The 15,983-nt window shown below is 32.1% G+C and carries 8 protein-coding genes and 3 pseudogenes; 4 read left to right on the top strand and 7 right to left on the bottom strand.

The genetic code is table 11. The features are described from left to right. Nucleotides 1–70: 70 nt before the first annotated feature. A pseudogene (locus tag MKX31_RS27600) lies at nt 71–1,029 on the bottom strand (putative mucin/carbohydrate-binding domain-containing protein); the annotation flags it as partial. A gap of 801 nt (nt 1,030–1,830) precedes the next feature. Next, nucleotides 1,831–1,935, bottom strand: a pseudogene (locus tag MKX31_RS27595) (IS6 family transposase); the annotation flags it as partial. Between the two features lie 644 nt (nt 1,936–2,579). Between MKX31_RS27595 and MKX31_RS27590 the strand changes: the two are divergent. Next, on the top strand, nt 2,580–2,945 hold the full coding sequence (locus tag MKX31_RS27590; RefSeq protein ID WP_064474303.1) for a DUF3221 domain-containing protein: 366 nt from the start codon (nt 2,580–2,582) through the stop codon (nt 2,943–2,945). A 354-nt stretch (nt 2,946–3,299) separates the two neighbouring features. Here the strand turns inward: MKX31_RS27590 and MKX31_RS27585 are convergent, their stop codons facing one another. Continuing rightward, entirely contained in the window at nt 3,300–3,773 is a 474-nt protein-coding gene (locus tag MKX31_RS27585) for a GNAT family N-acetyltransferase (protein ID WP_088047596.1), read from the bottom strand. A gap of 143 nt (nt 3,774–3,916) precedes the next feature. Here MKX31_RS27585 and MKX31_RS27580 point away from each other — a divergent pair, with 143 nt between their 5' ends. Further along, nucleotides 3,917–4,357 (top strand): MarR family winged helix-turn-helix transcriptional regulator, encoded by a 441-nt coding sequence (locus tag MKX31_RS27580; RefSeq protein WP_064474305.1) that lies wholly within the window; start codon nt 3,917–3,919, stop codon nt 4,355–4,357. 173 nt (nt 4,358–4,530) lie between these two features. Here the strand turns inward: MKX31_RS27580 and MKX31_RS27575 are convergent, their stop codons facing one another. The 3 genes from MKX31_RS27575 to MKX31_RS27565 all read right to left on the bottom strand — a co-directional run bounded on the left by MKX31_RS27575 (nt 4,531) and on the right by MKX31_RS27565 (nt 12,121). Beyond that, nucleotides 4,531–7,269, bottom strand: a complete 2,739-nt coding sequence (locus MKX31_RS27575) for a putative mucin/carbohydrate-binding domain-containing protein (protein ID WP_222655505.1) — start codon at nt 7,267–7,269, stop codon at nt 4,531–4,533. Nucleotides 7,270–7,373: 104 nt separating this feature from the next. Next, on the bottom strand, nt 7,374–9,740 hold the full coding sequence (locus MKX31_RS27570; RefSeq protein WP_340981778.1) for a putative mucin/carbohydrate-binding domain-containing protein: 2,367 nt from the start codon (nt 9,738–9,740) through the stop codon (nt 7,374–7,376). Nucleotides 9,741–9,880: 140 nt separating this feature from the next. After that, on the bottom strand, nt 9,881–12,121 hold the full coding sequence (locus MKX31_RS27565) for a M60 family metallopeptidase (RefSeq protein ID WP_340981777.1): 2,241 nt from the start codon (nt 12,119–12,121) through the stop codon (nt 9,881–9,883). Nucleotides 12,122–12,820: 699 nt separating this feature from the next. Between MKX31_RS27565 and MKX31_RS27560 the strand changes: the two are divergent. Continuing rightward, nucleotides 12,821–12,883: pseudogene (locus MKX31_RS27560) on the top strand (helix-turn-helix domain-containing protein); the annotation flags it as partial. A gap of 569 nt (nt 12,884–13,452) precedes the next feature. Here the strand turns inward: MKX31_RS27560 and MKX31_RS27555 are convergent. After that, the gene (locus MKX31_RS27555) at nt 13,453–13,731 is read right to left on the bottom strand and encodes an AbrB/MazE/SpoVT family DNA-binding domain-containing protein (RefSeq protein WP_064474240.1); all 279 of its coding nucleotides are present in this window, start codon (nt 13,729–13,731) and stop codon (nt 13,453–13,455) included. A gap of 412 nt (nt 13,732–14,143) precedes the next feature. Between MKX31_RS27555 and opuD the strand changes: the two genes are divergently transcribed. Beyond that, nucleotides 14,144–15,694, top strand: coding sequence for a glycine betaine transporter OpuD (gene opuD / locus MKX31_RS27550; protein ID WP_340981776.1), 1,551 nt, complete (start codon nt 14,144–14,146; stop codon nt 15,692–15,694). The last annotated feature ends 289 nt before the right edge of the window (nt 15,695–15,983 follow it).

Here is a 15,983-nt window from a genome sequence, read left to right as displayed (position 1 = left end):
CCTTTTTTGTTTTTGACTTTTGACTGTTGCATGATTCTCATTTATATAAAATAATTCCCATGCCATCAACTTAAAAATTCAAAATAAGCGGGCTCCATAACGATAAAGCAAATATCCAATTTGGGTCACCATTTCCTTGATGATTTTGAACAGCTTCATACACTTTCCCTTGATGTTCTACTTTATCTCCCTTTGTATATGCCTTCTTCGGATCCCATTTTTTATAAGATACATTTTGATCTTTTGTTTTTACCGGAAGAATGTTACTTTGAATTGATGTATTTCCAGCTGCATCTACAGCCTTCACTGTATATTTATATTCCTTACTAGCTGTTAAGTTCTGATCAGTAAATGTTGTTCCTTGTACCGTTTGAATCCATTGTCCATCACGTAATACCTGATATTCTTTTATACCTACATTATCTGTAGGAGGATTCCATTTTAGCTCTACACTGTTAGAAGTAACGTTGCTTGCATATAGTCCTTGTGGCTGTGTGGGAGCTTCTGTATCTAGTTTCGGATTAACAATTTGATTTACTTTCTTCAATCCCTCTTTTGTAATCTCATACACCGCTTTATTCCCAAAACTTTCATGAATGTTTTTTTTTTCATATTTGTAATAGTGGCTCTATTCGCACCTTCAAAATGTGTGAACTCAATAAAATCGCCTACTTTTACCGGAATTTTTGCTTGCTCAGCATTATGTTGCTTATTTCCATAAATTTCTTTGCTATATACCACTTTACCTGATGTATTTTGCACTTTAATACTTGCATATGTACTATCAAAGTAGTTATGTGGTACACCTGCTTTTAAATCAATTTACATTTCTTCTGTTGATTTATTTAAATTTACTTTCGCAAATTCAAAATCTCCAATCCCTTTCAGCGACCATGCAAACTGGCTTCCTTCTAAAATATTCGAAGAATTCGGTGTATCTGGTTTAATCGGATTAGAATCTGTACTTTTCCAAATTTCAGCCATTAAATTTGGATACCCTAGTGCCGCTATTTTTTGGATTGTATCATTTTTTAACACGGATACTTTTTGTTGCTGCGCTTATTCTTCCGCAAAGATTTCTAATGAGGGCGTTATTCCAATAGTAAACATAGATAATGTGGCGGTTACCATCACTAAATTTTGTATTTTTCGTTTCTGTCACCTTTTCATAATATCCCTCCGCTATATTTCTAGATACTTAAAATATGAATATATAAGTAATAAATATTACTTACATATTCATATTATCTATTTACACATATTTACACAATTTAACATAAATATACTCATTTATATAAGAAAATGGATACATTTCAATTCAATTAAAAAGAAGAATAATCAAATGAATGTATGAGAAAAAACAGATTTTAATACATTTATTTAAAAAAAAACATAAAATATATAAAAATGTCGAAATATTAACACACTATGTTCTCATAAAAAAACTTCTAGACAGTTATAACTAATCACCTAAACTCAGATATAACAGTACTTTAAAAAGAACGTCATCCTAATTGGGATCACCATATCATTTTGATGAATTTGTACGCTAAGAAATTTATAAATGAAGAAATCATTTATGTAAAATTAAACAAATGTTTGTTTAATTATTTTAGTTATGGATCAATTTGTGAGATATGAGTATGGTTGTTTGAGTTGCGGGGTTCAATTGTCTGCTTAGTTAATTTCTCATTTATTATATAAATCTTATATAGCAAAGAAAAAAGCATCCGCTACGGATGCTTCCTCTAAAAATTTATAATATGTGATTTTAAATATTCTATTTTTTTTGGTCATGGATTGTCCCATCTTTTTCTAGAATATCCGCATCAACAAATAACGAAAATTTAGGTTGTACCGTGGGTACCATCTTACCGTTAATAAGATAATAGTAGGTTGATAGTGCTTGCATATGAAAATTTTTTCCTTTTTCATACCGATCACATACTTTTTTTAGAGTAATAGCATCAGTATGTCCAAGATGTAGAGATTTTTTGCAATTCCCATAAAATTTTTCGCACCAGAACTTTTAATTATACATCAATATTTAATTTTCTTTTATAGATAAAATAAATCCCTAATAACCCAAAAATAGATAAATATTTCCATATATACATAATATTACATTTTTAAAAAATCTCATTATACTACTAAAAAATACAAAAAATTATCTATATTTAGTCAAAACGTATCTAGTCTTCTATTTAAGATATAAGTTTTTTAGCCAAACTAGATTATTAGAATCGACACTTTTGTGTACATTTATATTACTTATGATTTACCGTTAATTCCCAACTTACAAAAATGGTATATATTTATTAATTTTAACTCGATTTTACGTAGTTTATGAGAAGAAATATATTATTTTTGAAGGTACAATTAATAGTTAATTTGGTGAATTATAACATATATTATCTTTAAATAATACCCAGTTGAAAAAACAATGGATCAATTGTGACATAATTGTTAGATTTAGGAATATCAGAATACATTCTATATATAAATAGAAAGGTGATCGTGTACGGATAAAATATAAGGGGGATTTATATTATATTTTCAAAAAACAAAAATTAGTAACAATGGTAACCACTTTAACACTAGGATGTGGATTAGCTTTTGGATTAACTCCTATTTCGGCAGATTCTATAAGTAACCCTACTCCTATTAACGAAGAACAAATACGAATACAGATACCTTTCACTGGATATGTTATTTCAGCAGATGATAATTATTTAGTTGTAGCTGACACTAACACAAAAGTGGAGGCACTCTCTTATCAAAATAATTGGTGGGAATTAGCCTCTCAAAATAAAATCTTACGTGTCCCTATTACTAGCAAAGATAACTACAGCGTAGGTGAAAAACTAAACATATTTTCCGTAGGATGGACTCACTCTATTCCACCAATTGCTGCTATGCCTGTTATCGAAAAAATAATTGAATAAATTATATATTTTTTATAAAAGAAGATAGCCATTATTTGTAATACTGAAACTAAGATAATTAAATAAACATCATTATTACTACACGACGACACATGTTGTTTAACAATGTAGTTTTAAGGCGTATCAACACTTTGCATGATACGCCTATTTTTCATGGTTTTTCCTTCGTTTTATCACTACATTTTGTAGATTTATCAAAACTTTTATCGCTACATTTGAGTTTTTTTCATCACTTTTAAATAGCCAGTTTAAGAGAGGCAATTGATTGCTTAGTTGAAATTCATGTTTGTATTTGTGTCAAAATAAAGCTCCTTCAATACTTCCTTTTTATAGATGCGTTTAATACACCTAATTTTAAAAAGATTTTATATACCATGCATTCATAGTGGAGTGTTCAGAACCTGGTAGGGGGGCATTTAAAAGTATAAATCCAAATTTTTCATATAATAGACATGCAGTTTTTAATTCATGCATTGTTTCTAAATAGCACTTTTCATAATGTTTAGAGGCAAATGACAAAGCTGTTTCCATTAGTTTCTTGGAAAACCCTAGACCTTGTGCTTTTGGACTTAAGTATAGCTTTTGTAATTCGCAAACTTTATCATATTCGTTAAACGGTGCTATACCAATTCCACCAACAACTTCTCCTTCCATTTCTACTACCCAATAGTTCGCATGTTTTAGATTATTATAATATTGATGTAGGTCATTAAGTTGAGGGTCAAAATAAGCTGTTCCAGGAAGCGCTAATCCAAGTGATTTTAATGAATCTTGTATAATTTCTTTTACTTTTGCATTGTCTTCTTTTTTCATTTTTCGAATAATCATATACGATCTCCTTCAATTAGGTTTTAATAAAGATTGCGACAGATTTTTGAAAATGGCATCCTTAAAACATTGACTAAGTCCACATTTTAAGGGTACAGTTATATTAATATTAAACGTGGACTTAGTCAACTAAAGGAGGATCTATGGATAAAAAAATTACTTATGACATCAGACAATTCAACCGTTTTTATACAAAGGTACTTGGTCTATTTAATAACCAGATTCTAGATACAGATTATTCATTAACCGAAACACGAATACTATTTGAAATAAGCGAAAGAACAGAGTGTATTGCGAATAATCTTGTGCAAGAACTTAATATTGATAGAAGCTATATGAGCAGAATTTTACGTAGATTTGAGAAGGAAGGATTAATAGAGAAAAGAAGCTCAATAAAAGACAGCAGAAAAAACTTTCTCTTTTTGACAAAAAAAGGAGAGGAACTACTAGATATAATTCATATTCAGTCAGATGAACAAATAAATCAATTGTTTAACGGACTAAGTGATAGTGAGATTAATGAAATTCGTATTTCCATGATGATAATAAAAGAAAAATTGGATAAAAATATTAAACAAAAATAGATGTGTCAATCCTTAGAACATTAGCTATAACTTGTTTTTTTGAATAGGTATAAATATATAAAATATCTAATGTGCCTATAGAATTCATCATACATCATTATCAATAGTTAACTCTTTTTTAATAATAAAAAAGATGTCCAAAAAAAATTATATTTTTTAGACATCTTTTTAATCTATTTTATTAATAATCCCGTAGAAGTAACTTGATATGTTCTTTTCTTACCCATAAATTCCTGTTTACTATTCTCAAGATTAATTAGTAAAGCTCTTGTCTTTTCCTTTTGTGCTTCTCCTTCTATATGGGTAAATTCTATATAGTCTCCTATTTTTACTGGAACAGTTTGAATTTCAGCGGCTTGTTGTCTATTTCCTACAATTTCTTTATTGTACAAAATATTGCCCGATGAGTTTTGAACTTTAATGCTTGCATACGTACTAGTAAAATAGGAGTGTGGTATACCGGCTTCTAATTTGATCTGCATTTTTTCTGTTGCTTTGTTATACTCTACTTTTGCGATTTCTCGATCATTATATCCCTTTAAAGACCATGCAAATTGATTTCCATCTAAAACTGTTGCTTCTGGCATTTTTTCTACTTTCTTCAGACCTTCTTTTGTAACTTCGTATATGGCTTTTTTTCCAAAGCTCTCTTGCTTACTATTATCGACATTTGTGAAAGTAGCTCTATGCACACCTTCTAAATGTGTTAACTCGATATAATCTCCTACTTTGACTGGTACCTTTTGTGATTCAGCATTTTGCTGTTTGTTTCCATAAATGTCTTTATTGTATACTACTTTCCCCGATGCATTTTGTACTTTAATACTCGCGTATGTTTCATTAAAATAATGATGCGGTATGCCTGCTTTTAAGTCGATTTGCATTTCTTCTTTGGACTTATTGAAATTGATTTTAGCAAACTCGAAATCACTGATTCCTTTTAGCGACCATGCAAATTGATTTCCATCCAAAATTGTTGCTTCTGGCATTTTTTCTACTTTCTTCAAACCTTCTTTTGTAATTTCGTATATGGCTTTTTTTCCAAAGCTCTCTTGTTTACTATTATCAACATTTGTGAGAGTAGCTCTATGCACACCTTCTAGATGTGTTAACTCGATATAATCTCCTACTTTGACTGGAACCTTTTGCGATTCAGCATTTTGTTGTTTGTTTCCATAAATGTCTTTGTTGTATACTACTTTCCCTGATGCATTTTGTACTTTAATACTCGCGTATGTTTCATTAAAATAATGATGTGGTATGCCTGCCTTTAAATCAACTTGCACTTCTTCTGTCGACTTATTGAGATTGATTTTAGCAAACTCGAAATCGCTAATTCCTTTTAGTGACCATACAAACTGCTTTCCTTCTAAAATATTAGAAGAGTTCGGTATATCTGGATTAAAACCTAAGTTATCTAATATAGATTTTAGATCAGGTAAAACACCTATTCTATCATTCCATGGATCTTGAGATTTTGTTCCTGTATTTGGATTACTTAAGATATTTCTTAATTCGGCTGGTGTATAAGGAGAACCTCGGTGTTCTTTAGCAATACCTTGAATCGAAGTTGCTGCCCCAGCAATAATTGGTGAAGCACTTGATGTTCCACTAAATGTTGATGTATATAAATTTGTATTATTTTGACTTGGATTTGCAGATGTTGTATCAACATTTTCTCCCCATCCATATACATCTAATCGGCTTCCATAATTTGAAAACCATAAACGTTTATGTGGAACAGTTGATGATCCCGCCCCAACCATAATAGCACCTGAATCCTTAAAGTCTGGACTATTTCGATTTAAGATTTTTTTTCCATTACGATCTTTAAAATTATCTAAGTCGTTTGAACCATTTGCGCCAGCTTCTATAATAATAATCCCTTTATCTGTACCAACACGAATCGCATCAAAAATATCTGGATGTACTTCTACAGGTAAATATTTCTCCCCATACCCATCATACGAAGCTTGTGCCTCTAATAAAAGAATATCCCCTGCTTGTAAATTATGTACAGCACTTAAAATGGCATCCGCTGTATTATAAATTCCATTATCCCTGATTTGGGATATTACTTTTACATTTGCTCTTGGTGCAATTCCAATATTTCCAATTTGATTATCTTCGGATGAAACAATTCCTAATACAGAAGTACCATGAGCTCTATGCTGACTTATATTTTGTCCAGACATAAGCTTTATATTTTTATTGACTAAATCCTCATGGTTCAATAACCATCCATATTCCATATCCACAAAAGTAGTACCCTTTCCGTCACCACCTTTAATGCTCCAAGCATGCGAGGCATTAATTCCCTTTGGTGCTGCTTCAAGATATCCTTGATTTTTAAATCTAGGATCATCGTACGGATTAACAGATAAATCTGGTAACTGTTGTATTTCAGGGGGTGTCAAAATTTGTTTTTCTTGTATATAAGCTTCCTCTACAAGAGGTGATGTTTCAAATTTTTTCAGTAATAATTCTATTTCTATGTTATTAGGAGCTTGTACAATATAATAATTTAATAGATTGTTAGCTGATTGATTAGCAAATGATTTAGAGTGTAATGATAACTTTTCAATCTCTATCGGATTTACAGATGAGAACAGGCGATTTAAAGTAAGTTCCGTATTTTCGGAAAATAACTTCTTTAAATTGTTATCATAATTCCCATTTTTTATTCGTTTCTCAATACCATCTTCATAAGGTAAGTCAATTTCATTTTTAAACTTTACAATTAATTGTTCTTCCTGTGAATCTCTTTTATTAGAATCTGTTTCTTTGTATGTGACATTATAAGATTCCGCGTAAACTTTATTATGAATTCTATCATTTTGTAGTATTAGATCTGTTCCTACAAATGTTGTCATTGCAATTGATGAAATTAGAAACCCTTTGAATATGTTCATACTATACCCGCCAATCTATTTTCTCTTGAGCATTTTTTAATGCGTATAATAGTTAAGATTTATATATATTATATAAATCAATAATTTAAGTTTTGTAGTGAAATCTATGACTTTATTAATAATCCCATAGAGGTAACCTGATATATTCTTTTCTTTCCTATATATTCCTGTTTACTATTCTCAAGATTAGTAAGTGTGGCGCGTGTCTTTTCCTTTTGTGCTTCTCCCTCTATATGAGTAAACTCAATATAATCCCCTACTTTGACTGGAACGGTTTGGCTTTCAGCAGCTTGTTGTCTATTTCCTTCAATTGCTTTATTGTACAAAATATTGCCCGATGAGTTTTGAACTTTAATGCTTGCATACGTATCAGTAAAATAGGAATGGGGTACTCCCGCTTCTAATTTAATCTGCATTTTTTCTGTTGCTTTGTTATACTCTACTTTTGCGATTTCTCGATCATTATATCCCTTTAAAGACCATGCAAATTGATTTCCATCTAAAACTGTTGTTTCTGGCATTTTCTCTACTTTCTTCAGGCCTTCTTTTGTAACTTGATACCTTGCTGTCTTTCCAATGGTTTCATTTTTTTTATTTTCAAGGTTAGTTAAAGTTGCTCGCGTTTTCTCCTTTGTTGCTTCTCCTTCTATATGGGTAAATTCAATGTAATCCCCTACCTTGACGGGCACAGTTTGGCTTTCAGCATTTTGTTGTTTATTTCCCACGATTTCTTTATTGTACAGAACATTTCCAGAAGAATTCTGGACCTTAATACTCGCATACGTACTAGCAAAGTAGGAATGTGGTACACCTGCTTCTAGTTTTATCTTCATCTCTTCTGCCGTTTTATCGTAATCTACTTTTGCAATTTCTCTATCACTATATCCTTTTAATGACCATGCAAATTGATTTCCATCTAAGATTGTTGCTTCTGGCATTTTTTCTACTTTCTTCAGACCTTCTTTTGTAACTTCGTATATGGCTTTTTTTCCAAAGCTCTCTTGCTTACTATTATCGACATTTGTGAAAGTAGCTCTATGCACACCTTCTAAATGTGTTAACTCGATATAATCTCCTACTTTGACTGGTACCTTTTGTGATTCAGCATTTTGCTGTTTGTTTCCATAAATCTCTTTGTTATAGATCACTTTACCTGATGTATTTTGCACTTTAATACTTGCATATGTACTATTAAAGTAGTCATGTGGTACACCTGCTTTTAGATCAATTTGCATTTCTTCTGTTGATTTATTTAAATTTACTTTCGCAAATTCAAAGTCTCCAATCCCTTTCAGCGACCATGCAAATTCGTTACCTTCAAAAATGTTTGGAGATTCATTTTTGATTTGTACCTTTTTCTCAACAGTTTGATCAAATAAATCCGTTAATACAATTTTTGCATAAGCATTTGTTGATAATGATATAGATTGACTGATTCCATTTTGATAAGATTTAATATCATCAATTACGTTAATAGGTTGGCCCGTCATATTTTCATTGTTATAAATTTCAATTTTCCCCTTAAATTGCGGTGTACTATTTTCTTTTAGTTTCCAAGATACATTTAATTTTTCATTTTCATAATATATAGATTGGATATCAAAATCTAGTTTTCCTATTTCAGGTTGAGTAGGTTGATTTAGCGTGAATATTTTTCCTGATCCAATGGTAGACTGCGTATTACCTCCTGCTTTGACCCATACATATTCTGAAGTGGCCCCTCCATCATATTGATAAGTATTATCATGTGTCCCTGAAATATTTTGATTATTCCATGAATTCCATTGTTTATCTACTAACTTTCGGCTATAACCATTTTTCAGGCGCGCTTCTCGAACATTCTGTCCACTATCAGCCCAGTCTTCTTGAAACATTCCTAATCCATGATTAAATGCAACATTAGCAACAGGAAAATCCATAATTGCAATTTGATGCCATTTATTATTTGTTACATCTTTCAGCCATTGTCCAAATTTAGTATGACCATTTTCTTGCCATGAACGCATTGTCATTCTGTACCAATTGTAGTCTTTCCAACCATAAGTTGTTTGAACCTTCATTCCTGTTCCTTCTCCTCCAAAGGGTCCAGCTTGCGAATTCGGAGATAAGTATTCGGCCTTTATTGCTTCTTTAGAGGAAATTGGATCCCATAAAGCAAAATGTAAAGTACGTTTTCCATTTTCATCAAACCCACTTTGTTGTTGAAAACCAGCATATCCTCCAGCTTCACCACCTGCATTCCAGTTGTGTACAGCCCAGTACGTATAAGGCGGAGTCTGAACTGGTGACCAGTCTATACTAATAATATCTGAGGCAGGTATATTTTTGGGACTGACATAAACTGCTGGAGCAGCTGAATGTGTTGCAGCTTTAGTGTGCGAAATAGACGTTCCAAACATAGAAAACATGCTACATGCTGCGGTAATTATAATAACTTTATTAAATCTTTTCTTTTCTTTCTGAATAATCACTAATCTTCTTCCTTTTCTAATTTTAATTTTTGAATAATAACTTAATAGAGAAATCTATCAAAATTCAAGCAACATCCAGTAATTCTTTAAAATACTGCCCCAATTTATGTTTTTCTATCTTCACATCTGATTCTTACATATTACTTGATTGTAAGTGGTTTCCATAACGATACTGCAAATATCCAATTCGGGTCACCATTTCCTTGATGATTTTGAACAGCTTCATACACTTTCCCTTGATGTTCTACTTTGTCTCCCTTTGTATACGCCTTCTTTGGATCCCATTTCTCATAAGATGCATCTTGATCTTTTGTTTTTACCGGAAGAATGTTACTTTGAATTGATGTATTTCCAACTGCATCTACGGCCTTCACTGCATATTTATATTCCTTATTAACTGTTAAGTTTTGATCAGTAAACGTCGTTCCTTGTACCGTCTGAATTAGTTGTCCATCACGTAATACCTGATATTCTTTTACACCTACATTATCTGTAGAAGGATTCCATTTTAGCTCTACACTGTTAGAAGTTACATTGCTTGCGGATAATCCTTGTGGCTGTGTGGGAGCTTCTGTATCTGGTTTCGGATTAACAATTTGGTTTACTTTCTTCAGGCCATCCTTTGTAACTTCGTATATGGTTTTTTTCCCAAAGCTCTCTTGTTTACTATTATCGACATTCATAAAAGTAGCTCTATGCACACCTTCTAAATGTGTTAACTCGATATAATCTCCTATTTTGACTGGTACCGTTTGTGATTCAGCATTTTGCTGTTTGTTTCCATAAATATCTTTCTTATATACTACTTTTCCTGATGCATTTTGTACTTTAATACTCGCGTATGTTTCATTAAAATAATGATGCGGTATGCCTGCTTTTAAGTCGATTTGCATTTCTTCTGTCGACTTATTGAAATTGATTTTAGCAAACTCAAAATCGCTAATTCCTTTTAGTGACCATGCAAACTGTTTTCCTTCTAAAATATTATTTCCATTAGGCATATCTGGTTTAATTGGATTAGAATCCGTACCCTTCCAAATTTCTGTTGTTAAAATTGGATATCCTAATGCAGCCACTTTTTGGATGGTATCGTTATTTGGACGTAATCCCCACTTCTCAAAGAAAGGAATCAAATTTTGTTTGGCTACTTTTGATGCTGAAATCATAAATAATTGTTTTTTATTTTCATCAGTTTGTGGAATTTCATTTGAAGGCATGTCTCTATACAATTGATGCAATTTAGGATAGAAATCCTCTCCATATGCTAACTGTAGTTGCCAAAGCATAACAAGCTTAACAAAAACATCACTAATTTCATCATAATTTTTATTCGTTTGTTCTAGATATTGAAACGCTTTTGGATAAATTCCACTTTTCTCTAAATTGGATGGTTGATTAAATGCTTTTTCTACAGAAAGGCTGTATATATTATTTTGTACTTCTGTCATATTATAAAACTTCCAGGGCGATTGTTGTCTCAAATGTCCTGCCTCGTGCCATGGACCCCAGCCATCTTTTACAAATTTATCAATATCTAACACGTATTGAATTGCATCTCCTACATATGCAGTTCGATAAGAAGTTGCATACATATAATAATCAGGAGAATGATTTTCCTCTACGTAATGAACATAATGTTTATCTACTTGTTCTTCGGATAATCCAGCTACTTTGTCTTGAATTCGAGTAGCTTCATCCATCTTTTTTAAGAGTTGTACAGGATCTGTATTAGAACCCAACAAATATTTCTTAACACGTGCAGGGCTGGCTGTAATTAATACACGTTCTCCTTTTAACTCCACTGCATGTGCATTAGGATATTGGTCCAGCATGTTTATTAGATCTTGTTTCGTATGCTTTCCTAATTCAAAGAAAGGCGTAGTCGATCCACCTGTTGTGACTGTTGTTCGAATGGTGCCACCTTGTTGTTTATTATAAAAATAAATCATCCCCCCATTTGGAGATTGAATTGTGTTTATACCAGGTTTTAATGTAAATAATTTTATTTTAGAATCTTCTCTCCAAGAAGCATCATACGAATACGTTCCAATATATACCTGAATATCTTGATTACCTTCTACATTAATCGTTATTTGTTCATTTGGTTTTGCATATAAACCAGTGGGTTCATATGGGCTAAATGCCATACTTTTTCTTTCCTGTTGTTTTAGTACCTCGACATCACCTTTCCCTGGGACTGTATACGCTCTATTTTCTGATTTAACTGAATTCTTACCTTGCAGTGATGCTGATAATTTTTTTGGTTGCTGCATTTCCTCTGCAAAGACATCTGGTGAAGAAGCCATTCCAGAAGCAAGTATAGTTAATGTTGCAGTAGCTACAAGTATTCTTTTGGTTTTATGCTTTGATTTATTCCCCATAGTATCTCCCTCTCATTTCCTTGATAAATTTAAAAGTTTTCATTTCTTTAGCATGTGTTTACGTGCAAAAACAGTTCATGAACTTGTATTTATTACTTTTTACATAGCCCTCCCTTTACTCTGTTTATAATTATATTTAGATGTTATTTTATGACACATATAAATACAACTTTATAAAATATCTATCAAAAACGTGTATTTATGTTTTAATCTAGTATTCCTAACTGTCTTACAAATCAAATAAATTACACAAAGGTAGTCATTTCGTGTGAATAATACATTAAATCTAATTAATTACAGAGTAATAATTCACAAAAAATTAATATTATGTAAAATTCAAGAAAGTAAATAGCTATAGGCGGATTTGTCATATATACATTGACACCGCTAAGTCATTTACTACCATCAGAATACTTCATTCTTTTTTCTCTTATAGCTTAAGTTTTTAAGTTATTGGGAGATAAAAGCGTCATCTTTTCCTAGGATTCCACAGAAAAGGTATCGTAGTTTTTATCATTTTAGCCAAGAAGACTCCTTCCTCAAGGAACGTGAAATGAGTAGGTGGGAGATGAATTGGCTTCGGACAAGGGATGGCAGGAAGTCATCTTAATTGTTCGACATACTTACATTGTTACTTCAATATCATTCGAATGTACGTTTGTTGTATAATAGGTACATATCAAAATGGGTGTGAAAGGAATGATGATCAATAAAGCATATAAATTTCGTATCTATCCAAATAAAGCACAAGCAACCTTAATCATTCATTAGTTAGCTACTGAAAATACTTTGTTTCAATTGTATGATTAGGGTGTATGATAATAAGTTTAAAAATTATAGAAAAAACCCCGATTTGATTATGTTTCAAAATAAAAGTAAGCCTATGACTCAAAATTACATGTATCTTGGCAGTACCCCTATATTTACCTTTAACAGTACAATTTTTTCATTTGTAAGTTTCTTCAAAATTCCCCCACCACTTAACAAGCCTAATTATTATTTGTTTTTCTTTATAACCTGATTCCATGATATACTCATAATGAGTCGGGGAATCACTCTCCCCTCTATGTACTTATATTTTATCTATTCATTTTGGCGTTTAGACCTTTAAAGCTAAGCGTCCTTTTTCTTTTTTACCCTATAATTCAGTATATCGTACTAAATTATTTGCTAATCTTCTCAAAACAAACAATACAGTATCTATTTAGCGGCTTAATTCAACATAAGATTATATGTAGACTATTAATTAGGTATTTAGTTTTTTATTAAACATTATGATACGTGAAATTTTATATTTCCCCTATAAAAAAAAAGCCCCTTGAAAGGAGCATTTATTTTACAAGATACTGTTCTATTTCTTTTAGTAATAATTCTGCACCTTCTGGACTTAATGTTATCTTACCATTTGCTAATGCTATGTTATGATTTAACACTTCTCCTGTTAATGCACAAACACCACCAGGCTGATACTTCTGTAAAACAATGTCTTCCCCTTCTACAAAAATCTCTAATGGTGATTTTTCTTTAATACCAAGCGTATTTCTAAGTTCCTTTGGAATTACTACACGCCCTAATTCATCTACTTTTCTAGTTACTCCGGTTGCTTTCATCTAGTCTCTTTCCCCATTTCATTATCAATTTGTACCTAAGTTATTATTAACTATTGTAACAGGCTTTCGCCATAAAGAGATATTACCACATTACTATAAACCTAACAGAACAGGTTACCCCAAAAAAGCCAAAAATGAAATTTTGTGCTATAAAAATTTTTTCTATTTAGAGTGTACCTTAAAATATTAGCTTAATGGGCATGTGGTGCTATCCCAGTAGGCGATTCAAGCAAAGCATTATTACAAAAATGTACAGTATTTTTACGGTGCAAACAATTCTTAATGCGGGTTTTATGTTAGTACGTTGGCTGTACCCTATATCACCTATAAAAAAAGAATTTTTTGACAATTAATCCTATCATTGTTATTATTAATATAATTTTTAACTTTATTAAATAAAAGGTGGGATTCTATGCTAAAAAAAGAAAACAGTGTATTCTATATCTCCATCTTGCTTACAACCTTATTTATTATATGGGGTATAATTCCAGCAAGTTGGATACAAAGCTATGATTTACAAAGTGTTACCTCTTCTTTAAACGCATTTATTCTCAATAAGTTTGGATGGTTTTACTCTCTACTTATGACCACAATGATTATTTTAGCTGGTTATTTAGCATCTTCAAAGTATGGCTCCATTCGTCTTGGTAAAGATGATGAAAAACCGCAATATAGTTACCTCTCTTGGCTTTCCATGTTATTTGGAGCAGGAATGGGCATCGGACTTCTCTTTTATGGAATTACTGAACCCATTTCACACTTTGGAGCACCGCTTACCGGTGAACCTGGATCTGAGGAAAGCGCAAAACTTGCTATGCAATATTCATTTTTCCACTGGGGTCTTTTCCCTTGGTCACTTTATGCAATGGTCGCTCTAACAATTGCATATTTTACATTCCGAAAACAAAAAGGTAGCACAATTGGCGCTACAGTTACTCCATTATTTAATCGATCGAAACATTCTCCTATTGGAAAAACAGTAGATATTTTGGCTGTTTTAGCAACTGTATTTGGAATCGTACCATCCGTAGGCATCGGTGCACAACAAATCGCTGGAGGATTAAGCTATTTATTCCCTTCTATTAATAACACAATTGGTACACAACTCGTACTTATTGCCATTTTCACTGTACTCTATTTAACAAGTGCACAAACTGGCTTAGATCGTGGGATTAAATATTTGAGTAACTTAAACTTCTCACTCGCTGGAATATTACTCGTTTCCTTTTTAATTTTAGGGCCAACTGTCTTTATCATGAAGTATTTTACTTCCACACTGGGCTCTTATATTGGAGCATTACCAAGCATGGGATTAAATTTAGGTGCTTTTAGCAAAGAATCTTCTTCTTGGATTGAAAATTGGACTATTTTTTACTGGGGTTGGTGGATTTCTTGGTCTCCATTCGTCGGTACATTCATTGCCCGTGTTTCTCGCGGGCGTACAATTCGTGAATTTATTATCGGCGTCGTATTAATCCCAACATTCATTTGTACATTTTGGTTCGCTGTTTTTGGTGGTACAGCTATTCATATGGAAATGTTCCAATCACTTGGAATTGCTGATGAAATTGCGAAAAATGGTACCGAAATTGGTTTATTCGCTGTCATTTCGCATTTACCATTCTCAACATTTTTGACCATTATTGGACTAACTTTAGTCGCAACATTCTTCGTTACCTCTGCTGACTCCGCAACATTTGTTGTTGCTATGCAAACAAGCAATGGTAACTTATCACCGAAAAACAGTTTGAAGCTTATTTGGGGTTTAACAATTGCAGCTATTGCAGCCATTCTCTTGCAAGCAGGTGGGTTAAATGCACTGCAAATTGCAGCGATCATAGCAGCTTTACCATTCTCTATTGTAGTCGTTCTTATGGTCACGTCGCTCTTTAAAGAATTACGACAAGAGAATATCATTACTCAAACGAAACAATCACCGCAAAAAATTAAAAAAGTTATATAATAGAAAAGCACCTCTTCTTTGCTAGAGAGGTGCTTTTCTATTATTTAACCTTACTGTATGGGGTACCGCCACACATCTATCAACTTAAGAATTTGATAGTTCCTCAAAACGAAGAAATTTTTTATTTCGGAGACTCTTTAAAATATTAGCTTGATAAACATGTGGTGATACCCTTTTATGAACTAACATTAACAATGTGCCCACTTTCACCTTTCATTTAGTTCTAATTCTTTTGATTTCATTTAACTATTCTTTATCTTTTTCTGAAGCTTTTTCTATTTTATACATT

This window comes from Bacillus sp. FSL M8-0063, from assembly GCF_038005545.1.
GTDB classification, from domain to species: Bacteria; Bacillota; Bacilli; order Bacillales; family Bacillaceae_G; genus Bacillus_A; species Bacillus_A wiedmannii.
This window is presented reverse-complemented; position numbering and strand designations above follow the sequence as displayed.